Annotated in this window: 18 protein-coding genes; 8 read left to right on the top strand and 10 right to left on the bottom strand. The window is 68.4% G+C overall.

Translation table 11 applies throughout. The features are described from left to right. Positions 1–3: 3 nt before the first annotated feature. The 3 genes from JUB11_RS18175 to JUB11_RS18165 all read right to left on the bottom strand — a co-directional run bounded on the left by JUB11_RS18175 (position 4) and on the right by JUB11_RS18165 (position 5,304). Positions 4–1,287 carry a DUF2254 domain-containing protein gene (locus tag JUB11_RS18175; protein WP_207459994.1) on the bottom strand — a complete coding sequence of 428 codons (1,284 nt, stop codon included), beginning with the start codon at positions 1,285–1,287 and terminating at the stop codon, positions 4–6. Positions 1,288–1,596: 309 nt separating this feature from the next. Beyond that, entirely contained in the window at positions 1,597–4,344 is a 2,748-nt protein-coding gene (locus JUB11_RS18170; protein ID WP_207459993.1) for an AsmA family protein, read from the bottom strand. Between the two features lie 210 nt (positions 4,345–4,554). Next, positions 4,555–5,304 (bottom strand): sulfite exporter TauE/SafE family protein, encoded by a 750-nt coding sequence (locus JUB11_RS18165; RefSeq protein ID WP_207459992.1) that lies wholly within the window; start codon positions 5,302–5,304, stop codon positions 4,555–4,557. 97 nt (positions 5,305–5,401) lie between these two features. On the opposite strand from JUB11_RS18165, the gene JUB11_RS18160 reads away from it, so the two are divergent. Together JUB11_RS18160 and ubiM are read left to right on the top strand one after the other, a co-directional pair. Continuing rightward, positions 5,402–6,298 (top strand): LysR family transcriptional regulator, encoded by an 897-nt coding sequence (locus JUB11_RS18160; RefSeq protein WP_207459991.1) that lies wholly within the window; start codon positions 5,402–5,404, stop codon positions 6,296–6,298. A gap of 164 nt (positions 6,299–6,462) precedes the next feature. Continuing rightward, positions 6,463–7,626, top strand: a complete 1,164-nt coding sequence (gene ubiM / locus JUB11_RS18155; protein ID WP_247887148.1) for a 5-demethoxyubiquinol-8 5-hydroxylase UbiM — start codon at positions 6,463–6,465, stop codon at positions 7,624–7,626. A gap of 67 nt (positions 7,627–7,693) precedes the next feature. Here the strand turns inward: ubiM and JUB11_RS18150 are convergent, their stop codons facing one another. Then, the gene (locus tag JUB11_RS18150) at positions 7,694–10,165 is read right to left on the bottom strand and encodes a DEAD/DEAH box helicase family protein (protein ID WP_207459989.1); all 2,472 of its coding nucleotides are present in this window, start codon (positions 10,163–10,165) and stop codon (positions 7,694–7,696) included. Continuing rightward, entirely contained in the window at positions 10,162–12,036 is a 1,875-nt protein-coding gene (locus JUB11_RS18145; protein WP_207459988.1) for a site-specific DNA-methyltransferase, read from the bottom strand. The genes JUB11_RS18150 and JUB11_RS18145 overlap by 4 nt, the downstream gene beginning before the upstream one ends. A 283-nt stretch (positions 12,037–12,319) precedes the next feature. Here JUB11_RS18145 and JUB11_RS18140 point away from each other — a divergent pair, with 283 nt between their 5' ends. From JUB11_RS18140 to JUB11_RS18125, 4 genes are all read left to right on the top strand, one after another. Further along, positions 12,320–13,387, top strand: a complete 1,068-nt coding sequence (locus JUB11_RS18140) for a hypothetical protein (RefSeq protein ID WP_207459987.1) — start codon at positions 12,320–12,322, stop codon at positions 13,385–13,387. A 106-nt stretch (positions 13,388–13,493) separates the two neighbouring features. Next, positions 13,494–14,951 carry a GH1 family beta-glucosidase gene (locus tag JUB11_RS18135; protein ID WP_207459986.1) on the top strand — a complete coding sequence of 486 codons (1,458 nt, stop codon included), beginning with the start codon at positions 13,494–13,496 and terminating at the stop codon, positions 14,949–14,951. Positions 14,952–14,984: 33 nt separating this feature from the next. Next, a complete protein-coding gene (locus JUB11_RS18130) occupies positions 14,985–15,233 on the top strand; it encodes a hypothetical protein (RefSeq protein ID WP_207459985.1) in 249 nt (82 codons plus the stop codon). 96 nt (positions 15,234–15,329) lie between these two features. After that, on the top strand, positions 15,330–16,706 hold the full coding sequence (locus JUB11_RS18125; RefSeq protein WP_207459984.1) for an esterase-like activity of phytase family protein: 1,377 nt from the start codon (positions 15,330–15,332) through the stop codon (positions 16,704–16,706). A gap of 195 nt (positions 16,707–16,901) precedes the next feature. On the opposite strand, the gene JUB11_RS18120 is transcribed toward JUB11_RS18125, so the two are convergent. Beyond that, positions 16,902–17,498 carry a cold shock domain-containing protein gene (locus JUB11_RS18120; protein ID WP_211112563.1) on the bottom strand — a complete coding sequence of 199 codons (597 nt, stop codon included), beginning with the start codon at positions 17,496–17,498 and terminating at the stop codon, positions 16,902–16,904. A 377-nt stretch (positions 17,499–17,875) separates the two neighbouring features. On the opposite strand from JUB11_RS18120, the gene JUB11_RS18115 reads away from it, so the two are divergent. Both JUB11_RS18115 and JUB11_RS18110 read left to right on the top strand, forming a co-directional pair. Further along, positions 17,876–18,085 carry a cold-shock protein gene (locus JUB11_RS18115; protein ID WP_109106773.1) on the top strand — a complete coding sequence of 70 codons (210 nt, stop codon included), beginning with the start codon at positions 17,876–17,878 and terminating at the stop codon, positions 18,083–18,085. 166 nt (positions 18,086–18,251) lie between these two features. Then, entirely contained in the window at positions 18,252–18,632 is a 381-nt protein-coding gene (locus JUB11_RS18110; RefSeq protein WP_207459983.1) for a DUF6481 family protein, read from the top strand. Positions 18,633–18,694: 62 nt separating this feature from the next. On the opposite strand, the gene JUB11_RS18105 is transcribed toward JUB11_RS18110, so the two are convergent. The 4 genes from JUB11_RS18105 to mmsA form a co-directional block, all read right to left on the bottom strand. Further along, entirely contained in the window at positions 18,695–19,585 is an 891-nt protein-coding gene (locus tag JUB11_RS18105) for an SMP-30/gluconolactonase/LRE family protein (protein ID WP_207459982.1), read from the bottom strand. A gap of 16 nt (positions 19,586–19,601) precedes the next feature. Further along, the gene (locus tag JUB11_RS18100; RefSeq protein WP_207459981.1) at positions 19,602–20,543 is read right to left on the bottom strand and encodes a Gfo/Idh/MocA family oxidoreductase; all 942 of its coding nucleotides are present in this window, start codon (positions 20,541–20,543) and stop codon (positions 19,602–19,604) included. A 161-nt stretch (positions 20,544–20,704) separates the two neighbouring features. Next, positions 20,705–21,901 carry a multiple monosaccharide ABC transporter permease gene (gene mmsB, locus JUB11_RS18095; RefSeq protein WP_207459980.1) on the bottom strand — a complete coding sequence of 399 codons (1,197 nt, stop codon included), beginning with the start codon at positions 21,899–21,901 and terminating at the stop codon, positions 20,705–20,707. Next, a complete protein-coding gene (gene mmsA, locus JUB11_RS18090; protein WP_282189094.1) occupies positions 21,898–23,433 on the bottom strand; it encodes a multiple monosaccharide ABC transporter ATP-binding protein in 1,536 nt (511 codons plus the stop codon). Before mmsA ends, mmsB begins: the two co-directional genes overlap by 4 nt. Positions 23,434–23,454 lie beyond the last annotated feature (21 nt).

Raw genomic sequence — 23,454 nt, 5'->3', positions numbered from 1 at the left:
CCGCTACCCGGAAAGCCGCCGGCGCGCGTCCGCGTGGCGTTCCCTCAGGATCGTCCGCTCGCGCGGTGTCGCCAGGGTCTTTTCGCCATCGGCCATGACCATGTCGAGCTGTTCGACCAGCGGCGCGCGCAGGGCGTCGCTGGTGGCGTAGGGGGCAAGCCGCGCGATGGCGTCGGTCAGGCGGATGAGGATCGCCGGATTGCCGCGTCCCGCATGCCGTATCTGGTCGAAGGCCACGCCGACGATGCCCTCATGGTCGGAAACGGCCCGGACGACGCGCACCTCGCCCTCCTCGTCGCACAGGGCGGACGGTTCCAGCCCCCGCTCGAAGATGAAGCCGAGCGAGGATGAAAGGCTGTCGATGACGGCGACCGCGGTGAAGACGTCGTTGATGCCCGGCGAGAGAGCCCGCGTCGCCATCTCGACCATCTGGCGGATGCCGAATTCGAGATCCTGGGTCGGCGTGCGTTCGGACCCCAGCAGGAACGCCCCGCGTATCCCGTCGGCGAGTTCATCGTTGCAGGCCCGGGCCGGATGCACGGCGACATGCTCGCCGCGCCGCAGGAGATAGTGCCCTGGCCGCACCTCGACCCGGATCACGGCCCCGGCCCTCCGCGCGCAGGAGACGAGCGTGGCGAAGTTGATGTCCTGGACATAACCGTCGGTCCCCAGCGCGATCCAGGCGCAATCGTCCCCGAGCGCGGGAGGAGGCGGACTTTCCTTGCCTTCCGGGAGCAGGTGCCGGCTTCTCCGCCGCAGGCCGGCCGCGACGTCGCGGATGACCGACTCATAGATGATCGAACGCGCGAGCTTGTGGATGTAGAACAGCAGGACGAACAGGCAGAGCGCCGTCAACACCGTCCCGCCGGTCACGGCCAGATGCGGGACGCTGTCGACCCGCTCGCCGTCGATGGTCCGGAAGACCACCAGCAGATACATGATGTCGGCCAGGAACAGCCCGAGGACGAACTGGGTCTGCCGGTCCTGGATGAAGGTGTGGATCAGCCTGGGCCCGATCTGCCCCGCCGCGAGCGTGAGCACTACCATGGTGATGGAGACGACCAGGGAGAACATCGTGACCATGCCGGACAGCAGGGTCGACAGGAGTTCACGCGCGTTGTCGGTGTCTCCGGCGTAGAGCAGCCAGAAGGTCGTTTCATCGTCCGGAAGCCCGAGGCCCCACCTCAGCATGGCGATGGCGAACAGGACCGCCGCGGCCCCCATCAGAACCGGCACGAACCACAGGCTTGCGCGGACGGATCTCCAGTAGTGCCGCACGAGATTCATCAAGGATCCGCCACCCGGTCATGGTCGTTGCATCGACGCTGGCGGGCTCTTCCGTGGACCGGCCCCCCGCACGCTGCTTCAACTCCCTACAGCGGCCGACCGTTGCGTCGTCGCCGGTCGCATCTACGATCAGCTTTCGGTTCTGCCCTCTGCTCGACCAGTCACTTTTCATCGTGCGCCGGATTGCCGGAGCGGCTTCATCGTCTTGCCACGGCGATGGGCGGTCGGAAGGAGGCTCGGCTGGTTTGGCCGAGAGCTGTCCGAAACCATGGTCACCCTGGCCGCCATCGGCCTCATGCCCCACCACCTCTACCGCTGCGCCTGGCTTTCATCCTGGCCGGAAAGGGTCCGCTCGCAGACCCGTTCCTTGGCGAGTTTGGACCAGAGAGTCACGCCTATATCGAATTTCGGGTCGGCCAGGGAGCCGGTGGCTTTGACAGGCACGGTTATGTCCAGCAGATGACGTTCCTTGGGACGGGGGGTCAGGGTCAGATCGATCCGCTCCTCCGCGAGGTCGACACGGCCACTTCCGCGCAGAACCATGTCCTCCGTGACGAACACCATCGTTTCCGGATCGACAGTCCCGTTCTCGACGTCGAAACGGCCGACGATGCAATCCACTGGCCTGACCTCTCCCTCGGTGAACAGAAAGCTGAAGGCCTCACCGATGTTCGCGGCCATGGCGTCTATGAGCCTTGTGCTGAACTGTCCGTCCGTCACGTAAACCCGCACGCGGCCATCGAGGGTTTCCGAATGGGCCTGCAAGGTCGTTCCAGCCGATTGCAGGGCGACGGTGCCGTTGACCCGGCCCTTCACGCGCTTGGACACCTCCATGGCGGCCATCACCGCATCCATGCTGATGGCGTCAAGGTCGAGGCTGGCGCCGACCGTCGGCGGGGAGGCCTTCCCGTCGGCTGTCACCGTCCCGCCGATGCTCCCCCCCGCCATGTCGACGCGCAACGGCTCCAGGCGCAGTTTTCCATCCCGGAGATGCGCGTCCAGCCGCACGGCGCCCACCGGGAAAGCCACGCCGACCGTTTCCGCGATGTCGATGGTCACCTCGGCGTCCGCTGATCTCAGGAGATGGAAGGGAAGGCTGGACGGTGGAATGGCCTGCTCCCGGGATGGGCCGCCGCTTGCCGATGACGCGGCACTCGATGACTCTGCCACGCTCCGCTCGATGCCCTGCCAGGAAAGCTTGGGAATGGACAGGTCGGCCCGGACCATCGGGATGGTGCCGGACAGATCCGCCGATGCCGTTCCGTTGAGACGGACGTCGCCGAGGCGTGCCCGGAGGTCGGAAAGCCGTAGATTCTTGTCCGCGTATCTGATGCCCCCCTCGATCATGTAGGACGGCGTTTCCGGCGGATGATCGATGCCGGCGACGGCCAGCAAAGCCCCCACCTCCGGCCCGCTGCTGCTCATGTCCAGCACGAGGCGCGCGCCCGGTCCGCGGAGCTGTGCATCGCCGGTTGCCTGAAGAGACGCGCTTCCGATCGTCCCGGTCAGCCTCACCGGTACGGGAGCGGCGCTCCCGGCGCTCTCCGCGCTCAGTTCGAGATGCAGCGGTTGCTCCTGGACATGGCCATCGACCTGCGCCCGCAGGTTTCCCGTCAGATTGGAAAAAAGAGCCGAGACCGTCTCGCCCTCACTGCGAAGATCGACCGTTCCCTTCACATCACCGTCGACGGAGCCGGCAATGGCCGGCAGCAGGTCCACCGGAAGCCCCTTCCCCTCCGCTTTCAGGGTCAGCACCGGGGGCACCGCCGTCGCATCGACCCGCAGACTGCCCGTTGCGTCGCCACCGGCCATCTCCACCTTCACCGGGTCGATCCGCAAGGCTCCATCCTGGAGTGTCACCGACGCACTGGCGCTCCGGAGCGGTAGAGCCGGATCCTGGATCTGTTCGGCGTGGAGCGTGAGTTCGGCATTCGCCGCCTCGAGCAGTTCGAATGGCAAGCCCTTGGCGTCACCAGCCCGCGCCTGCCCATCAGCCTTCTGTTCAGCACCACCCTGTTCAGCACCTTGGCCTATGTTGCGCAGCTGGCCCGAGGCCAGAAGCTTGGCAACCAGGTCGCCGGCGATCTTCGGCTTTGGCCCGACGGTGTCCAGCGTGAGGGTTCCATTCAGTTCGGTGTCTCCGAGCCGCGCCCTCACATCACCCAGCATCCACCGTGCCCTCTCGTAGGCGAGATGCGCTTCGGTGCGGAAGGGGGGCGTGGAGCCGACCGACACGCCGGCGAGAGCGAGCAGCGGTTGCAGGTTCTTCCCCTCGGCGTTTACCCGGAAGTCCACCGACGCCTCGCCGAACAGGTCCGTGATCCGGCCCCTGACGTCGGCGTGCGCACTCCCGACGGAGGCGTCCAGGCGGAGAGGCATCATGCCCGAGCGCAGCTGCTGCAGGGATCCGGCCTCCCCGTTGAAACGGATATCCGCGGCCTTAGAACGCGCTCCATCCGTGAGAAGCTGACCATCGCCTTCGAAAATGATGGGCTGATCCGCGCCTGAAGCCTTCGCGGTCAGCGCGTTCAAACGCACCATCGGCATGAGGCCGGAGTTCGCATCCCGGTAAACCAGCCTTCCGTTCAGGAGATGGAACTCCTCGAGCCCGAGCAGATGCGCCCGCCCGTCCGATCGCCCCGCGGAATCCGCCGCCGATCCTTTCCAGTTCGCCTGCCCCTGCTGGTTCACCGCCAGAAAGACCGCCGGACCCTCCACCGTCAGACGCGGGAGTTCGAAGGAAGGCGGGAATGCACCGCTGGCGGCCACGGCGAGCTCAAGGCGCTCAGCCGTAAGGATCGCAGGCTCCTCCGCCCAGTCAGCATTGCCGACGGCCAATCCCGTCACCTCGATGGTCATTGGGTTGCCCCATTCGAGCACGAGCACCTCTTCGACGGCGATGTCGCGTCCGAACGCGAAGGTGGCGGCCTTTTCAACCACATAGGCCGAGACACGGCTGTTGGTGGCTGCGATCAGCGCAAGAAGGAGAGCAAGCCCGCCAAACACCCCAACGACACTGCCGACGGTCAGGAGGAAGAGTTTCAGGGGATACGGCATGACAGCACCCGCAAGTAAGAAAAGAACCGCTCTTACGGCCCAATCACTCGCGGAGCCCCCGGTTCCGCCTCCATCCCGCAGCTTTGTCACTCGCTCCAGGCGGCGGAGCGGGGCAGCCAGTTGGCCCGATTGGACGAGGACGGCCGTCCCGGAGCGGGACGCCGCCGGTCCGCCGGCGCTGGGCCGGTGTTCCGGACCTGCTCATCACTCTCAAGGAAGTGACCGGAGAATCATCTCCGCCCCCAGCAGCAACAGACAGATGAGCAGCCCGCGGCGGAACAGCGGAGGGCTGATCCTGTCGCGGATCGCCCGGCCCGCCCACATCCCGGCAAGTGCCGGAAGGACGGCAAGGGCGGACAGCGCGAGAGTGTCGGGCTGGAACATGCCCCGTGCGCCGAGCCCGGCCGCCAGTGCCACGGTCGATACCGTGAAGGACAGGCCCAGCGCCTGCACCAGCTCGTCCTTGCCGAGCCCAAGCGCCTGCAGGTAGGGCACGGCGGGAATGACGAACACGCCGGTGCCGCCGGTGACCATGCCCGTCGTCAGGCCGATGACCGGCGACAGCCATGGCTCCAGCCGCTGCGGCACGCTGAGCGGACGCGCAAGGAGCGCGTAGCCCGAATAGACGAGCAGCGCGGCGCCCAGCGCGAGGGTGGCCGAGCGCGTGTCGCCGCCGGCGAGCCAGGAGGAGCCGAGCGCCGTTCCCACGGCAATGGCGAGCATCATCGGCCAGAGCCTGCGAAGGAGGCAGCCGAAGCCTGGGCCTGCCAGAAGCTGCCAGAGGTTGGTCACGAAGGACGGAACGATCAGCAGGCTCGCGGCGGCGAGCGGCGAGATGAGCGCCCCGAGCACGCCCATAGCCACCGTCGGCAGTCCCATGCCGGTGACGCCCTTGACGATTCCGGCGGCGAAGAAGGTCGCGGCCGTCGCGGCGACAAGGGGTATCGAGAGTTCGATCATGGCTCCTGGATAAGCGATGGGGCGGCGGGCGCAATGCGGATGTGCCGCAGCGTGCCTTCGGCTGGCCCGAAGGCTCCTTGTCCGCTATCGTCGCGGCATGCGCTTCGATCTCACGGATCTCCGCCTGTTCCTGGCCGTGGTGGATGCCGGCAGCATCACCCATGGCGCGGCGGACGCCGGCCTTTCGCTGTCCGCCGCCAGCGAGAGGCTGCAGGACATGGAGGCGGCCGGCGGGATCACGCTGCTGGAGCGTGGCCGGCGCGGAGTCAGGCCGACCGCCGCCGGCGAGGCGCTCGCCCACCACGCGCGCCTCATCCTGCACCAGATGGCGCGGCTGCGCGGGGAGCTGGGCGAACATGCGAAGGGGTTTCGCGTCACCATCCGCCTGCTCGCGAACACGGCCGCCATCACCGAATTCCTGCCCGAGCGGCTGGCGGGCTGGATGGCGTCGCACCCGCAGGTCGACCTCGATCTGAAGGAGCGGCAGAGCAGCGACATCGCCAGAAGCGTCCTGGCCGGCTTCGCCGACATCGGCATTCTGTCGGACGCGGCGGAAACCGAGGGCCTGATCCTGCGCCCTTTCGCGACCGACCGGCTGGTCGTCGTGACGGCGCGCGAGCATCCCCTGGCCGCGACGCCGCGGGTCCGGTTCTCCGACGTGACGGGCCAGCCTTTCATCGGCCTCGCGGGCGGCGCCCTGCAGGATCACCTGGACATGCAGGCCGCGAGGATCGGGGGAACGCTGAAGATCCGTGTGAAGGTACGTGGCTTCGACGGCGTCTGCCGGATGGCGGGCGAAGGGGTGGGCATCGGCATCGTTCCGGAAACGGCGGCGCGTCGCTGGAAGCGGTCGTGCCGGCTTGCCGTGATCCGGCTTTCCGAAGGATGGGCCACACGCCGGCTGTCGGTCTGCGTCCGTGGAGAACAGGAATTGACGCCCCAAGGGCGGAGCCTGTTCGAGCATTTGGCAGGCGACGGTCGCCCTGGTCGCTAGGCGCTTCCGTTCTCCCCGGAAGGCGCGGATATCACCCTTGCGCGGCATTGCGCCGGAACCCGAGAGAACCAAATTCCCTTCGGCACGGGCGGGGAGTATTCACCTCTGCGCGAGGGGTGCCGCCGGCCGCTGGGGCCGGGGTGGGTTCGATGGGAAGAGTTTGCATGTTCGATGTCATGATCGTGGGCGGCGGCCCGGCGGGACTGGCCTTCGCGGCTGCGCTGGCGGAGCACCGCCTGCGGATCGCGCTGGTCGAACGGCAGCCGCTGGAGGTGCTGGCCCAGCCACCAGCCGACGGGCGCGAGATCGCGCTGACCCACCGGTCGATGAGCATCCTGAAAGGGCTTGGCGCCTGGGACCGGATCGGCAGGGACGACATCGCCCCGCTCCGCGAGGCGCGCGTGCTCAACGGCCGCTCCGGCTTCGCGCTCTCCTTCGCGAGCGAAGCGGCCGGCGACCAGCTCGGCCATCTCGTTCCGAACAACCGCATCCGGCGCGCGCTGTTCGAGACCGTGAGCGGCCAGGAAGGGCTGACCCTGATCGCGGGCACCGGCATCGCCGAGGTCCGGACGGACCGCACGCGCGCGACGGCGAGGCTCGAAGACGGACGGCAGATCGAAGCACGCCTGCTGGTCGCGGCGGATTCCCGCTTCTCCAGGGTGCGCGAGCAGCTCGGCATCGGTGCCCAGGTGAACCGGCTGGGCCGGTCCATGCTGGTCTGCCGCGTCGCGCATGAAGGCGACCATGGCGGGGTCGCGACCGAATGGTTCGACCATGACCAGACGATCGCGATGCTGCCGCTCAACGGACGCCTGTCCTCGGCCGTGCTGACCCTGCCCGCAGCCGACATCGAACGGCTGGCGGCGCTCGCCCCGGAAGCACTGGGCGCGGAACTGACCCGGCGCTACGACGGGCGGCTCGGCGCCATGACGGTGGCCGGCAAGCCGCACGTCTATCCGCTGGCGACCACCTACGCGCACCATTTCGCGGCCGGGCGGGCGGCGCTGATCGGCGACGCGGCGGTCGGCATGCACCCGGTCACCGCGCACGGCTTCAACCTCGGGCTTCAGGGCGCCGCGGAGCTGGCGGGGCTCGTCGGCATGGCGGCGCGGCGCCGGGCCGACATCGGCTCACACGGGCTGCTGCGCCGCTACGAGACGGCGCACCGGCTGGTGACGGCGCCGCTCTACGCGGCGACCAACCTGATCGTCGGCCTCTACACCGACGAACGCCCGCCCGCCCGGCTCGCCCGCCACCTGGTGCTGCGCGCCGGCGCGCGCCTGCCCTTCCTGCGCCGCACCGTGTCCAACATGCTGATGCAGCCCTGAGGCTTGGCTTCCGAACCCTGCAAGCGTGGCGTGCGGGCGTGTCCCCCGCACGCCACGCCGGCGGCGCTTATGCCCGGACGAGATCGATCATCTCGAACACGCGGCTTGGCTGGTTGATGGCGCGAAGCACCTGTTCGACCACCATGAACTCCCCGGTTCCGTCGTCGAGGAACAGCATCAGCGCCTGTCCGTACTCGCGATGCCGGCTGCGGTTCTTCATCCGGGCGTTGACCGACTGGAAATCCCGCTTCGTCTCGGCAAGCCCGATGTTGTCGGGCGTGGGACGGCCGTTCACACCGACAATGAAATCCGGGAAGTAGCATTCCCCCGATTCCATAACGATGGACACCGATTCCGGACGGTGCGGCAGGTTGCGATGCCACCAGCGTACGGTGTCGGTGACGTCATTGTCGATCAGTTCGGCGAAGCGCCGTTCCCAGCCGTTCATGCTGCCCGGAAACACCCGATAAAGGTTCAGCATGGCTGGATCCAGGGGTGTCGGCGATATGATCTCCTCCGGCAATTCCGCCGTCTGGACCACCGCTGCCTGCTCCGCAAGGCATTGCCGCTGCGCGGTGCGCAGGGCATCCGGAAAGCGGGTGAGGATCAGGTTGAGACCCATCTCCAGCTCTTCCGGCCCGTTCACCGGGATGCCCCGGGCTGTAAGCTGACGCTCCAGTTCGCCCAGCAGCGCACGCGCGAGTTCCCCCGGATCGATGGAGCGGTTGAACAGCAGGAGTTGCTGCGCCTGCGCAGCGACCTTCCGGCGGGTGATGGGAACCTGCAGCATCTGCTGCATGATCTCGTCGCCGAACACTTCCCGGGAGCGCATGCCGACAGCCACCTGCCGCTTCTGAAAAACCGCGAGCGCCTCGCCGTCGAACCGCACGCGGGCGGCTATGCCGGCCACCAACGCGTCCATGTCCTGGGGCAGCTCCTCACGCCGGAAACGGCGCGGGAAGGGTTCCGGTCCGCGCAGCGGGTAACGATGAAGAGCAAAAGCAGCCGGCACGGTGCGGGCGCCGATGGCGGTACGAACATACCGGTCCACGACCAGCGGGCGGGCACCGCTGCCACCGGCAAGCGGAAGCCCGTAAGCCGGTTGCGGTGACTGCCCCTCCGCGCGCGGTCCGTCCGGCGCTTCTGGTCCGGCCGGGGAGTCGTCCGGCGGCGGCTCCAGCAGGCTGAGCTGCCCATCGGGCGCGAGGGTGCGCATCTCCCGGCCGCCCTCCCCCACGGCCACGATGCGCAGGCGGCCGGCGAGCGGCGAGATCTCGCTGCGCAATGCCTTCAGCCGGTCGGCCGCGGCCAGCAGACCGCCCTGCATCTCCGGGTTGGCCAGGAAGACATGCGCCTCGTCCAGGCGGCGGGCGGCGTCGCCCAGCGCTCCTTCGCCGTCCAGAGGCACGGCTTGCAGAGGGCGGGCGACGCGCATCAGCCGTCCGATGATCTGCGTGCCGAAATCGGGGTCCTGCGCGCTGCGCAACGACACCAGGGTGAAGGCACGGGGCGCGTCGAAGCCAAGAGCCACCGCCACCTTGAAGATGAGCGCCTCCTTGGTCGTGTCGGCGGCCATGGCGACGACGTCGGGGTCGGGTTCGCGCGCGGTGTGGACGGCGATGGCCCTGGAGGGCAGGCCAAACCGCCGCAACGCTTCGCGGGCGATGTCCACCCCGTCGTCCCCATCCACCTGGACGAGGAGCAGCGGCGTGACCGCCGCGCCGACGGTCGCGAGATCCTCCTTGACCCGCTGGTGCTCCAGCCAGCCGGCATACAGTGCCGCCTCGCGAATATCGACGAACCGCTCTTCCGGGCGCGAGACCAGGAAGGTGACCACGCGCAACGCTCCCTTGTTGAGGCGGGCACTCACCGCCTCCTCGCGGGACGCGGCGAAGACACGGGGAGGATTGCGGTGGCCGAGCGCCGCGCCCAGCGAGGCGATGCTGGTGTCGTCCGGCGTGGCCGTCGCCAGGATCGTGATGTCCGGCCGCACCACCTCGCGGAAGAACCGCCCGGCCTCGGCCTGAAGGTGGAAGCTGTGGTGCGCCTCGTCCACGACGCAGCCGATCTTGAACCCGCGCTGACGCAGCGCCTCGATCAACTCGTCGGCACCGGGCATGGTTTCCGTCCGGCTGCGCGCCTGGCGTGCGTCGCGGGCGCGGACGGCGACGGCCGCCCAGGTGGTGAGGAAGACGTCTCCCGCCCGCGTGCTGTCGAGATTGCGGTCGGTGGCGAGCGCGCGCGGCTTCAGGGCCGAATGATGCGTCAGGATGCTGAGCCGTGACTGGTCGATGAGCGGCGCGAAGGGCGCGAACCAGAACCACACGATGCGGTTGGCGGCGCTGACCTTGTCGAGCACCGATCCGACCATCAGCGTCTTGCCGCTCCCGGTCGGGGCCGCCAGGAGGATCAGGCCGAGATCGGCGGCCACCTGCCGGCGGTGGCCGGGCGCGGCGTCGGCCCGCTCCGCCGCGTCGGCGATGAGCGCCGCCATGCCGTCGACGATCTTGCGCTGGAATGTCTTCAGAACGGCGGTCATGGCTCCAGTCCCCTCAGGCGGTCGATCAGAACGGCGGGAAGATTGACCACGCCGGCATCGCGGTCGAGCGCGCCCTCCCAGCGCGCCGGCGTCCAGCTGTAGAGAACCAGGGGCTCGTTCTTCGGCAGCGAGGCCAGCCTCGCGCGGAAGGCCGCATCGGCCCGGCGTTCGTAGGCGACATGCCGGCCGCCGGCCGAGACGATGACGCCGCGCTCCGGATGGTCGGCATGGACCAGCGGCATGTTTTCGAAAAGAAGCGCCGCCGCCAGGGCCTCCGTGTCGTCGAGCCGGAACAGGATGCGGTCGCTGTCGAGCGTCGCGGTTCTCACATAAGCGCAGTTCACCGTGGCTCCCATGGCCTCCGCGGAAAGCCGGATGCGCTCGCGCAGCACGTCGCGGCACAAGTTCCGCTCCGACGGCTGCACGCCCAATTCCGGATGGGAGACCATGATGAAGCGCCGGCCACCCTCGTCCTCCTGGTTGCAGGAGAGGACCGCCTGGGCCGTGGTGGCGCTTCCGGCGAAGAAATCCACGACGAGATCGCCGGGCTCCGTCGATTGCCGGATCAACTCGGTGAGCAGGGAGGGTGGCTTCGGGTAGTTGAACACCTTGTCGCCGAACAGGCGCTGCAGGGTCTTTCCGCCTTCGTCAGTGAAGGCGCTGGTCAATTCCGTGCGCTCGGCGTCGGTCGCCGCGGACCGTTCGGCCGCCGCACGGATCCAGCTCGACAGTGGCTGGGTGGCGTGCCGCAGGTCACGCTTGTGCCGTTTGAAGGCGGGGGTTCCCCAGCCGACCTTGCGACCGATCCAGAAGTCCAGGTCCGGCAGGTCGCGCCGCAGCAGCGGCATGCCGCCGGCGTGCGGGACGTCGCCGGCATCGATGGCGGCCAGCAGGGCGTCCCTGGTCTCCCAAACTGCCACCCGTTCCCCCTTCGGGAACAGCACCTTCCCTTCGGCGACGAACTCTTCCATCGTCTTGGTCTTCAGGCGCTGTCCGGGGCGCAGACGGCTGCGGCTGGCGTAGCGCCACACTGCGTTCGGGTTGCACGGATACCAAGTGTCCGTCACCGGGTCGTGCAGCGGATAGAAGGCATTGCCAGCCCGTTTGTCGGTGTATTTGACGTTGGTGACGAGATTGTCCCGCCGCCAGTCACCGCGCTCGTCATCGTCCGGGTTCGAATACATGGCGAAGCTCTTCTCGCGTCCCCCGAAACGGAAGTTCGGCCCGGCATAGACCAGCACATGCTCGTGATCCACGGACAGGAAGGCGCGCCCGCCTTCGTTGCCGCCGATGCGGCTGCGCCAGACCAGGGAGCCCACGCGCATGCCGTCGAACACCTGATCCATCAGCAATTCCAGGCGGGCTCGATTGTCATCATTGATGGACACCAGGATCACCCCGTCGTCCGATAGCAGCCGGCGCGCCAGCAGGAGCCGCCGGTACAGGAACTCCAGCCAGGTGGACTGGCGGAACCGGTGGTTCGGGTCGATGTAGCGGTCCTTGTAGACGAAATCGCGGGTCCCGGTGTTGTAGGGCGGATCGATGTAGATGCAGCGCACCCGTCCGGCATGGGTCATCGCCAGAAGCTTCAACGCTTCGAAATTGTCTCCCTCGATGATGAGGTCGTCGTAGGGAGCGGCACCCAGGCACAGCGAAGGATCGACCGTCATTGTGGGAAGAAGGCCGACCAGGGAGTCTTCATGGTCCAGCTCGTTGCGCTCCCACACCAGACCGAGGCGCCGGCCCGGATCGGAGTCGCGGCGCCTCAGAAGCCGGACGAGCAGCTCCTTAGGCATGGAGTCGTAGTCGTTGCCCGCCGTGTCGGTGGCAGTGGCAGTGATGGGTTCGGGATTGGGAGAGTCGCTCGACATACGATGGGACGCGCCAATTGGTAGAACATATCCGCATATATACCTGCGTTAGTAGTGACCGCAACGTTGGAGTTCGGTTGGTTCCGGTCGCGGCAGGTCTCCTGCGGCAGGGAGGCGGGAAAATGCCCTTCAGACGCATTGTCGATGCCTGGCTCCGCGCCAATTGCCAGCGCATGAATATCGTGCCCGCGGACCCGCGCTTGACCATCGCCGCCGGCACCCCAGTTGGCTGCTTCCGGCCGCAGGCCGGCCCCATGGTTCGAGGCACAGGGATGAAGGCACCATGACGTCAGCCGAGGATTTCGCGCTCCTGGAGGAACTGCTGCTCGCCCGCGGCCCCGGCGGGCAGGAGGAGGAGGTGCGCGCCATCTGCCGGCGGGAGCTGGAGCGCTGCTGCGACACGGTCTGGACCGACGAGGCCGACAACGTCGTCGGGCTTGTCCGCGCCGGGGCGGCGGCGCCGGCCGAGGCCGAGCGCCGAGCGGTCCGCGTCATGGCGCACCAGGACGAGATCGCGATGGTGGTCAAGCGGATCGAACCGGACGGCAGCCTCCGTGTCGTCGCGCTGGGCGGCGCCTTTCCCGTGAATTTCGGCATGTGCCCGGTGGACATCATGGGCGGGGAGATCCTTCCGGGCGTCCTCTCCTTCGGCACGATGCACGGCACCGGGGAGACGCCGCAATCCGCCGACCTGCTGCGCGGCGACCTGAAATGGCACGAGGTCCATGTGATCACCCGCCGCGCCAAGGACGAGCTTCTTGCGCTCGGCGTGCGGGCCGGCACGCGGGTGGTGCTGAGCCGGCACTGGCGGCGGCCCTTCCGCGTGGGCGACGGCATCGCCGCCCATTTCCTCGACGACCGCGCCCCCATCCTGGCGACGCTGAAGGCGGCGGCGCTGGTGGCGGCCCGGCGCGGGGAGCTGACGCGCGACGCGCTGTTCGTCTTCACGACGAAGGAGGAGGAAACCAACGCGGGCGCCCAGTACGCCGCGCGGACGCTCCCGGGCGAGGTCTGCATCGCCGTGGAGGTCGGCCCCATCGCCGCGGAATACGACACGGTGCTGAGCGCCGATCCCATCGTCCTGATGGGGGACGAAAAGGGCTATTACAGCAAGTCCGTGTCGGACGGGCTGCTGCGCGCGGCGGAACGCTGCGGTCTCGCCCCGCAGCCGGCGCTGATGCCGGGCTTCGTGTCGGACGCCAGCGCGGTCCTGGGATCCGGGTCATCGGCACGGGCCGGCTGCATCGCCATCCCGACCGAGAACACCCACGGCTACGAGCTGGTGCTGCCGGACGGAATCGAGGCCTGCGCGCGCACGCTCGCCGAGTATCTGCTGGGCGAGGCGGCGTAAGGGCCGGAGCCGGGCAGCCCGCCGCTTGCGCCGGCCGCCCGGAACGGTAGGATCGGGCCGCGACGATGCCCTCCGACCGGACGGCGAACAGAAGGGAGGACCGGCCATGGCCGCACGGATCACGCGACGCAGCCTGGGAACGGTTGCCGGCCTGGCGGCCCTCGGCGCGGCGGCGGGCACGGCGGGCGCCCAGCCGGACAGCACGTCCCGCGACCGGACCGCGCGGGACTTCCCGGAGGGATTCCTCTGGGGAACGGCGACCTCCTCCTACCAGATCGAGGGGGCGGTGAACGAGGACGGGCGCGGCCCGTCCGTCTGGGACAGCTTCTCCCACACGCCCGGCAAGATCCGGAGCAACCACACCGGCGATGTCGCGAACGACCATTACCACCGCTTCAAGGAGGACGTGCAGCTGATGAAGGCGCTGGGGGTGCGGGCCTACCGCTTCTCCATCGCCTGGCCGCGCGTCTTCCCGCAGGGCACGGGCGCCCCGAACCCGAAGGGGCTGGATTTCTACAGCCGTCTGGTGGACGAGCTGCTCGCCAACGGCATCGAGCCCATTCCGACCCTCTACCACTGGGACCTGCCGCAGGCGCTCCAGGACCGTGGCGGCTGGGAATCGCCGGACACGCCCCGGGCCTTCGCCGATTACGCGGGCTACACCGCGGCACGGCTGAGCGACCGGGTGGGCCGCTTCTTCACGCTCAACGAAATGGCGGCCTTCATCGAGCTGGGCTACGCGCTGGGCATCCACGCGCCGGGCCTCAAGCTTCCGCCGGCCCGCGTGAACCAGGCCCGCCACCACGCGGTGCTCGCGCATGGCCTCGGCGTGCAGGCCATCCGGGCGGCGGCACGGGCCGGCACGCGGGTCGGGCCGGCCGAGAACATCTCGATCTGCGTGCCCGTCATCGAGACGCCGGAGCACATACGCGCGGCGGAGCTGGCGACGCGCGAGACCAACGCCGGCTACATGACCGTGATGATGGAGGGGCTCTACACCAACGGCTTCCTCGCCGCGGCCGGGGCCGACGCCCCGAAATTCACGGCCGAGGAGCTGGCCATCATCGCCAGCCCGGTCGATTTCGTGGGCGTCAACATCTACGTCCCCACCCGCTACGTCCGCGCCATCGACGGGCCGCCGGGCTTCGCCGAGGTCCCCTTCTCCCGCACGCACCCGAAGATGGAGCTGGACTGGCTGCGGGTCGGGCCGGAGGCGATGTATTGGGGACCGCGCCACCTGTCCAGGATCTGGGGCGCAAAGGAGATCCACGTCACCGAGAACGGCTGCTCCGCCGCCGACCAGCCGGCGCCCGACGGCACCGTCTACGACACCGACCGCGTCATGTACCTGCGCAGCTACCTGACGCAGCTGCAGCGCGCGACCGCCGAGGGCGTGCCGGTGCGCGGCTATTTCCTGTGGAGCCTGATGGACAATTTCGAATGGGCCGAGGGCTATGAAAGCCGCTTCGGCCTGCACCATGTCGATTTCGCCACCCAGAAACGCACCCCGAAGCTGAGCGCCGCCTTTTACCGCGAGGTCATCGCGCGGAACCGGGTGATGTAGCGATCCACTTCGGATGAGAAGGGAAACCGTGCCTTGAAAGTGAATTTCGTCTTCGTCCGCCGGCTGGAAGGCAACGAGAAGCCGCTCTCCGAGGAGGCCATCGCCGAGGCCCTGCGCGACGAGGGCTGGAGCGTCCGGGCGATCGAGGAGGAGTCCGTCGAGTCCGTCGAGAATCACGACGGCTCGATGGACGACTATCACCGCTGCCTCGCCACCTTCGCCGACCGGAACGAGGCGATCCGCTTCCAGAAGTCCCTGCGCGGCGACAGCTTCTTCGCGTGACGGAGCGCGCCGAGCAAAAAGGATCACGAAGCCGCAACGCGGGCGTCACGAAGTCTCACTAAGCAGGACCGGACCAATCCTGACAGGGAGACCCCGATGACCTTCCGCAGCCTTTGCCTGGCCGGTTTCGCCGCCGTCGCGCTGGGTGCCGCGGCACCGGCCCTGGCCGCCGACGCCAAGTTCCCGGCGGAGCTGGCCGGCCACGCCTTTCTCGACGCGCTGACCTTCGTTCCGGCCCCGGCCGACGCGCCGGAGGTGCTGAAGACCTCCGGCAAGTTCACCGCCGCCGACCGCCGGCGCATCGACACGCTGGGATCGGTCGAGGGCACCTCCTTCCTGTCGGACCCCAAGGCGCCACGCGCGACCGGCGTGAAGCTGCCCTTCCAGGGCCAGCCGGTGCAGGGCTTCTCGGGCATCAAGCCGCTGGGCAACGGGGAGTATCTCGTGCTCACCGACAACGGCTTCGGCTCGAAAGGCAATTCGGCCGACGCGATGCTGATGGCCCACCGCGTCACGCCCGACTGGAAGACCGGCAAGGTCGCGCTGAACGAGACGATCTTCCTGCGTGATCCGGACCGGAAGATCACCTTCCCGATCACGATGGAGGGCACGCCGGAGCGCTACCTGACCGGTGCCGACTTCGACATCGAAAGCGTCCAGCCGGTCGGCGACCGGCTCTATTTCGGCGACGAGTTCGGCCCCTACATCCTGGTGACCGACCGCGGCGGCAAGGTGCTGGCGGTGCATGAGACGAAGCTCGCCGGCAAGACGGTCCGCTCGCCCGACCACCACGCCGTGTCGGCCCCGGCAACCCCGTCGGCGGTGAGCTTCGAGGTGCGGCGCTCGCGCGGCTTCGAGGGCATGGCGGCCTCGCCCGACGGCAAGACGCTCTACCCGCTGTTCGAGGGTCCGCTCTGGAACGCCGAGGCCGGCGGCTGGGAGACCAAGGACGGCCGCGAATATCTGCGCATCGCCGAGTTCGATACCGCCAAGGGGGAATACACCGGCCGCAGCTGGAAGTACCTGCTGGAGGTCAACGGCAACAACATCGGCGACTTCAACATGATCGACGCCTCGACCGGCCTGATCGTCGAGCGCGACAACGGCGAGGGCGCGCCGGACAAGGCCTGCGCGGGCGAGGCGAAGCCCGACTGCTTCAATGCCCCGGCCAAGTTCAAGCGCGTCTACAAGATCGACCTGTCCCAGGCCGACGCCGAAGGCTTCGTGAAGAAGGTCGGCCATATCGACCTGATGGACATCCGCGACTTCAAGGGCCTCGCCCGCATGGGTGCCGACAAGGGGGTCTTCACCTTCCCCTTCGTCACCATCGAGGACGTGGCGGTGGTCGACGCCGAGCACATCATCGTCGCCAACGACAACAACCTGCCCTACTCCACCGGCCGCGAGATCGGCAAGCAGGACCACAACGAGTTCATCCTGCTGCGCGTGCCGGAGTTCCTGAACGCGAAGTGATACCGGGTTCGGAAAATTCCGACCTCCGAACCCGGTCCAGGGCCGCCACTGCGGCCCCGCGCCCCATGGCGCGGAAGTCCTGGCCACGGGTCAGGACTTCATGAAACTCGCATGACAGCTGAACGCGACGTGACATGAGACTGGCCGGGAGGAACGCCCCTCCCGGCCGGTCAGTCGTTCAGGTCAGCCGAAGCCTCACGCCAGCTCGATCCGCACGGCGTAGGGACCGTTGTCCCCATATTGCGCGACGAAGCGGACGTCCTCGCCGTCGGCCAGCACCTCGAGGCCGCACTGGCGCAGCAGGGAGCGGTCGAAATAGACGCCGACGCCGCCCTCATCGCCCCAGGGGTCGATCAGGCCCGACTGGCTGTCGAGGTTGTACCAGCGCACCGTGCCATGCAGAAGCTCGGTGGTCTGCACCGGCTGCTCGCGGCGCGGGGCACGCTGAGGCCGCGGCTCCTCGCCCCCCATGGGGACGGGTACGCCGGCTCCGTCCAGACCGTCGGCCCCGCGCACCCGGCGCGGCTTGGGCTCCCGCCGGGGCTTGGGTTCCGGCGGCGCGCCGGGCGTGACCGAATGGATGGCCGACACCTGGCGGCCCTTCGCGTTCTCGACGATGTCGCAGACGAGGACCGTGCCCTCGGTCGGCGCGGCCTCCCCCAGCGGGGCGAGGACCGATGAATGCAGGAACGCCTCCCCGCTGCCATCCGCGAAGCGGACGAAGCCGAAGCCCTTGTCCGCCTTGTACCACTTCACCGTCGCCGTGACGTTCTTCTGCTCTTCGCTCACCATCGACACTCTGTTACTCGGCCGGAAAGCGGCCAGATTGGCGGGATTTGGTATCGGACGCAATGCGGAAGACGCGGGGGCCGCACGAAACCTCCCGTCCGGATGAGCCTATATAGGCCCCTTTCCGGCGCTTCACACGAGAGCAATCGGGGGCAATTCCGCTGAAAATCCTGAACTCCCCGCAATCGGCGGCCGGTCATTCCGGCGGAAGGTTGAGTTTTTCCTTGTAAGCCGGGAAGCCATGCCCCAGTTTGGGTCCGTCGACGTTGCTCTGGGCTTTGCTGTTCCGGTCCTTGAAAAAGATCTGGGTCTCTTCCCGAAGTGAATTTGATGCCCCGCCACATTCTGTCGCGGGGCAACGCCAGGAAGGGAATGACCCAATGGCTATCGGTACCGTAAAGTTTTTCAACGCCACCAAGGGCTTCGGCTTCATCCAGCCGGAAGACGGCACGGCTGACGTCTTCGTCCACATCTCCGCCGTCGAGCGCGCCGGCATCAGCAACCTCGGCGAAGGGCAGAAGCTCTCCTTCGACGCGGTTCGCGACCCGCGCCGCGGCAAGGTGGCCGCCGAGAACCTGCGCGCGCTCTGAGCGCTGCCGGTTCGGTGAAAGAAGGGCGGCTCCGGCCGCCCTTTTTTGTTGTGCCGGACTTCCTGTGCCGGACCCCGGGAGCGCCGCAGCGCCGCCCAGGGCCTCCGTGCCCGATTTGCATATGGCCGGCCCTGGAGGCATGGCCAAAGCCACGAAATGGACAGACATGAACGGTTTCAAGAACGCGGGCTTCAACGACCGGCTGAGCACGGCCGCCAGCGCGAAGAAAGCTCTGCTCGAGAAATTCAAGGCGCAGCCCGGCGTGAACGATCCGGCCTTCGCGGAACGGGAAGAAGCCCGGCGGGCCGTCCGCCTCGCCCGCGAGGCCCGCGAGGCCGAGCGCAAAGCGGAGCGCGACGCCCGCAAGGCCGCCGAACAGCAGGCCCTGCAAGCCGAACAGGCCGCCCAGGAAGCCGAGCGGGCCACCCGCGAGGCGCTGGAGGCCCAGGAAGCCGCCGACCAGGCCGCGCGCCAACTTGCCCAGGAGGCCGAGGCCAAGGCCGCCCGCGACGCCCGCTACGCGGCCCGCAAGGCCAGGAGCCGCTAAAGCCGCTTGGATGTCAGCGGCGGTCCGCCAGGGCGAACCGCCCAAGCACCAGGCCCAGTTCGTCAGGCGCGGTTCGCCAGGCCGAACCGCGCGGGCGGCAGGCCGGTCACGCCCGGCACGCATTCGAAGAGGCCGCCGGCCAGCGGTTCATCGGGCCGCTCGAAGGCGGCGGTGGTGATGACCAGCCGGTCGAGATCCGGGCCGGCGAAGGCGCAGGAGGTCACGCGCGAGACGGGCAGCCGGACCGTGCGGTCCAGGGTCCCATCGGGCAGGAAACGGCTGACCCGGCCGCCGTCCCAATGCGCGACCCACAGCCCGCCCTCGGCGTCGCAGGTCATGCCGTCGGGATAGCCGTCGCCCTCGCCGAAGCGGATGTGGACGCGGCGGTTCGCCAGGGCGCCGTCAACGGCGAGGTCGAAGGCGTAGATGGTCCGGGCGGCGCTGTCGGTGTGGTAGAGGGTCTGCCCGTCGGGCGACAGGGCCGGACCGTTGGCGACCGTGTAGCCCGTATCGGCGCGGGTGACGCCGCCGTCCGGGCCGATGCGGTAGAGCGAGCCCGTGGCGTCGCTTTCCGCATCGTCCATCGTGCCGGCCCAGATCCGCCCGGCGCCGTCCGCCTTGGCGTCGTTCAGCCGGTTGCCCGGCTTGTCCTCCTCCAGCCGGAGGAGGTCGGAGACGATCTCGGCGGCCCCCTCTCCCAGCCGCAGATGGACCACCCGGCGCGAGCGCAGCCCGGCGATGAAGCCGTCCCCGTCCGCGCGCTCGACCAGCCAGCAGGCCGCGTCCTCCATCGGCCATTCCGCGCGGGCGCCGTCCGCGAGCGACAGGCGCAGGATGCGCGACCCGCGGATGTCCACCGCAAGGACGGCACCTTGCGCCGGCGACCAGACCGGCCCCTCGCCGAGAAGCGCGCGGGCGGGCCAGAGGCAGGTGGCGTCGATGCTCCGGGTCATCGTGGGCTCCCTTTCCTTACCAGTGGAAGGCGGCGGTCGCGCGGCGGCGGCCGACCGAATAGGCGTCGGCGACGAGATGCAGCGGGGCCGCGTCCACATCCATGGCGCCCTCCTCGACCAGCCTCCCGAAGCGGCGGTAGATGCGGCGGTATTCCGTGTCGGGTTCGGCCAGCACCGCGGCGCCGTCGATGAACAGACGCGTTCCGCCGTGAGTCAGTTCCATCCGCGTGCCGTCGTCGGTCTCGATGGCGATGGTCCAGGTCTGCTCGCCCTCCTGCCGGAAGTCGAAGACCGCCTCCACCGGACCGACGGACGAACCCGCGGCGCCGCTCATGGCGAGGGTCACGGCGATGGGCGTGTCCCGGTTCTCCGGGAAGAGCAGCTCCGCCTCCCGGACGAAGAGCTTGCCCGGCAGGATGCGGGTCAGGATGGACAGGGCGTTGATGCCCGGATCGAACACGCCGAAGCCGCCGGCCTGCCAGATCCATTCCTGTCCCGGATGCCAGCGCCGGACATCCTCCTTCCAGTCCACCGTCACGCGGCGGACGCGGGCGCCGGCCAGCCGCTCCTTTGCTGCGTCCACGGCCCCGTTGAACTGGGAATGCCAGGCGGTGAAGAGGGTCCGCCCGGCGGCCCGCGCCTCCTCCACGAGGTCGTGCAGCTCGGACACGGTGGCGGCGGGCGGCTTCTCGATCAGCACGTGCTTGCCGGCGCGCAAGGCCTGCGCGGCCAGCTCGTGGCGCACACCCGGCGGGGTGCAGATCGACACCGCGTCGAGGTCCGGCAGGGCGGCCAGCATCTCCGCCTGGCTGCGGAAGGTCGGAACGCCGTCCAGCGCCCCCCCTTCCGGGCTGACCAGGGCGGCCAGCCGGAAGGTGCCGGTTTCGGCGATGGAGGGCAGGTGCTGGTCGCGGGCGATCTTGCCGACGCCGACGAGGCCCAGGGTGGGAATGCTCATGCTCTGTCCCGTGTCATACGATTTTCATGAAGTCCTGACCTGTGGTCAGGACTTCCGCGCCATGGGGCGCGGGGCCGCAGTCGCGGCCCTATACCGGGTTCGGAGGTCGGAATTTTCCAAACCCGGTATCAGGAGGCGCCGGCAGCGGGCGGAGCCGCGCGTCAGCCCTTGTTCTTGTTGTAGACGTCGAGGAAGACGGCGGCGAGCAGCACCAGCCCCTTGATGACCTGCTGCCAGTCGATGCCGATGCCGATGATCGACATGCCGTTGTTCATGACGCCCATGATGAAGGCGCCGATCACCGCACCCGTGACGCGGCCGACGCCGCCCGACGCCGAGGCGCCGCCGATGAAGCAGGCGGCGATCACGTCCAGCTCGAAGGACACGCCGGCCTTGGGCGTCGCCGTGTTCAGGCGGGCGGCGAAGATCAGCCCGGCGAGTGCCGCCAGCACCCCCATGTTGACGAAGGTGTAGAAGGTGAGCCGCTGGGTGTCGATGCCCGACAGCTTGGCCGCCTTCTCGTTGCCGCCCAGCGCGTAGATGCGGCGGCCGACCACCGTGTCGCGGGTGACGAAGCCGTACAGCGCGATCAGCAGGCTCATGATGATGAGGACGTTCGGCAACCCCTTGTAGGAGGCCATGAGATAGCCGAGGTAGGTCAGGGCCGCGGCGAGGCCGAGGTTCTTCACCGCGAACAGGGCCAGCGGCTCCTGCTCGATGGCGAAGCGGCTGCGGCGCAGGCGGGCGGCGGTGTTCATGCCCACCAGCAGCAGCGCCACGCCGGCGCAGAGCAGGAAGGTGGTCAGGTGGAAGCCGGCCGTGCCGAAGAGGTCGGGGATGAAGCCGGAGCTGAGGCGCTGGAACTCGACCGGGAAAGGGCCGACGGAGCGGCCTTCCAGCAGGGTCAGGCTCAGCCCGCGGAAGACCAGCATGCCGGCCAGCGTCACGATGAAGGACGGGATGCGGAAATAGGCCACCCAATAGCCCTGGGCGGCCCCGATGGCGCCGCCGGCCAGCAGGCAGAGGATGGCCGTGGGGATGAAGTGCAGCTGGTACTGCACCATCAGGATGGCCGCGAGCGCGCCGATGAAGCCGACGACGGACCCGACCGACAGGTCGATGTGCCCCGCCACGATCACCAGCAGCATGCCCAGCGCCATGATGATGATGTAGCTGTTCTGGAGCACGAGGTTGGTCAGGTTCAGCGGCTGCAGCAGCGTGCCGTCCGTCATGTACTGGAAGAACAGCACGATGGCGACCAGCGAGAGCAGCATGCCGTAGTCGCGCATGTGGCTCTTCAGGAACTTTCCGACCGACCCCTGCGGCGCGGGGGCGGGCAGGTTGATTTCGGCACTCATTGCAGCGTCTCCCCGGACGTCATGATCGCCCGCATGATCTTTTCCTGGCTGGCCTCGGCGGCGGGCATCTCGGCCACGAGCGCGCCCTCGTTCATCACGTAGATGCGGTCGGCGATGCCCAGCAGCTCGGGCATCTCCGAGGAGATGAGGATCACGCCGCGCCCCTCGGCCACCAGCTGGTTGATGATGGTGTAGATCTCGTACTTGGCACCCACGTCGATGCCGCGGGTCGGCTCGTCGAGGATGAGGACCTTCGGGTCGGAGAACAGCCACTTGCTGAGCACGACCTTCTGCTGGTTCCCGCCCGACAGGTTGACCGTCTCCTGGAAGATGCCGGAGCAGCGGATGCGCAGCCGGCGGCGGAAATCCTCCGCCACCTGGATCTCGCGCTCATGGTCGATGACGCCCCGGCTCGCCACGCCGGAGAGGTTCGCCAGCGTCACGTTGTGGCGGATGTCGTTCTCGAGCACGAGCCCGTAATGCTTGCGGTCCTCGGTGGCGTAGGCCAGCCCGTTGCCCATGGCGCGGCGGATGGTGGAGACGTCGATCTCCCGCCCTTCCAGGAAGGCCTGGCCGCGGACGTTCTGGCCGTAGGAGCGGCCGAACAGGCTCATCGCGAATTCCGTGCGCCCGGCGCCCATGAGGCCGGCGATGCCGACCACCTCGCCCCGGCGGACGGTGAGGTTCACGTCCTTCACCATGCGGCGCCCGGCATGGAGGGGATGGTCGGCGTTCCAGTTGCGGACCTCGAACAGGACCTCGCCCGGTACCGTGGTCCGCTTGGGATAGCGGTCCGACAGCTCGCGCCCGACCATGCCCTTGATGATGCGGTCCTGGCTGATCGGCGCGTCGTGGCAGTCCAGCGTTTCCACCGTGGTCCCGTCGCGCAGGATGGTGACGCGGTCGGCGACCTTCGCGATCTCGTTCAGCTTGTGCGAGATGAGGATGGAGGAGATGCCCTGCGCCTTGAACTCCAGAAGCAGCTTCAGCAACGCGTCGCTGTCGCTCTCGTTCAGGCTGGCGGTCGGCTCGTCCAGGATCAGGAGCTTCACCTCCTTGGACAGGGCCTTGGCGATCTCGACGAGCTGCTGCTTGCCGACGCCGATGTCGGTGATCAGCGTCTCGGGCGACTCGTTCAGCCCGACCGTGCGCAGCAGCGCGCGCGCGCGGACCGTGGCGGCCGACCAGTCGATGACGCCCTTGCGCCCTTGCTCATTGCCGAGAAACAGGTTTTCCGTGATCGACAGGAGCGGGACCAGCGCCAGTTCCTGGTGGATGATGATGATGCCCAGCCGCTCGCTGTCGGCGATGGTGCGGAACGCCTGCTCCTGTCCACGGTAGCGGATCTCGCCGCTGTAGGAGCCGTGCGGGTAGACGCCGCTCAGCACCTTCATCAGGGTGGACTTGCCGGCACCGTTCTCGCCGATCAGGGCATGGATCTCGCCCTCGCGGACCGACAGGTTGACGTTGTCCAGGGCCTTGACCCCCGGAAACGTCTTCGTGATGCCGCGCATTTCAAGAATCGTGTCCATCAAAGACCTTGCCGAAGACCC

Source organism: Azospirillum sp. SYSU D00513 (assembly GCF_017356015.1).
Lineage (GTDB): Bacteria > Pseudomonadota > Alphaproteobacteria > Azospirillales > Azospirillaceae > Azospirillum.
The sequence above is the reverse complement of the archived record's forward strand: the minus strand, read 5'-3'. Positions and strand labels throughout refer to the sequence as shown.

Coding starts and splice junctions, on each gene's coding strand:
- JUB11_RS18165 (WP_207459992.1), bottom strand. CDS start 5,304: ATGATCGAACTCTCGATACCCCTTGTCGCCGCGACGGCCGCGACCTTC.
- JUB11_RS18145 (WP_207459988.1), bottom strand. CDS start 12,036: ATGTCGAGCGACTCTCCCAATCCCGAACCCATCACTGCCACTGCCACC.
- JUB11_RS18135 (WP_207459986.1), top strand. CDS start 13,494: ATGGCCGCACGGATCACGCGACGCAGCCTGGGAACGGTTGCCGGCCTG.
- JUB11_RS18105 (WP_207459982.1), bottom strand. CDS start 19,585: ATGACCCGGAGCATCGACGCCACCTGCCTCTGGCCCGCCCGCGCGCTT.
- JUB11_RS18125 (WP_207459984.1), top strand. CDS start 15,330: ATGACCTTCCGCAGCCTTTGCCTGGCCGGTTTCGCCGCCGTCGCGCTG.
- JUB11_RS18120 (WP_211112563.1), bottom strand. CDS start 17,498: ATGGTGAGCGAAGAGCAGAAGAACGTCACGGCGACGGTGAAGTGGTAC.
- JUB11_RS18110 (WP_207459983.1), top strand. CDS start 18,252: ATGAACGGTTTCAAGAACGCGGGCTTCAACGACCGGCTGAGCACGGCC.
- JUB11_RS18160 (WP_207459991.1), top strand. CDS start 5,402: ATGCGCTTCGATCTCACGGATCTCCGCCTGTTCCTGGCCGTGGTGGAT.
- JUB11_RS18115 (WP_109106773.1), top strand. CDS start 17,876: ATGGCTATCGGTACCGTAAAGTTTTTCAACGCCACCAAGGGCTTCGGC.
- JUB11_RS18175 (WP_207459994.1), bottom strand. CDS start 1,287: ATGAATCTCGTGCGGCACTACTGGAGATCCGTCCGCGCAAGCCTGTGG.
- ubiM (WP_247887148.1), top strand. CDS start 6,463: ATGTTCGATGTCATGATCGTGGGCGGCGGCCCGGCGGGACTGGCCTTC.
- JUB11_RS18150 (WP_207459989.1), bottom strand. CDS start 10,165: ATGACCGCCGTTCTGAAGACATTCCAGCGCAAGATCGTCGACGGCATG.
- mmsA (WP_282189094.1), bottom strand. CDS start 23,433: ATGGACACGATTCTTGAAATGCGCGGCATCACGAAGACGTTTCCGGGG.
- JUB11_RS18170 (WP_207459993.1), bottom strand. CDS start 4,344: ATGCCGTATCCCCTGAAACTCTTCCTCCTGACCGTCGGCAGTGTCGTT.
- JUB11_RS18100 (WP_207459981.1), bottom strand. CDS start 20,543: ATGAGCATTCCCACCCTGGGCCTCGTCGGCGTCGGCAAGATCGCCCGC.
- JUB11_RS18140 (WP_207459987.1), top strand. CDS start 12,320: ATGACGTCAGCCGAGGATTTCGCGCTCCTGGAGGAACTGCTGCTCGCC.
- mmsB (WP_207459980.1), bottom strand. CDS start 21,901: ATGAGTGCCGAAATCAACCTGCCCGCCCCCGCGCCGCAGGGGTCGGTC.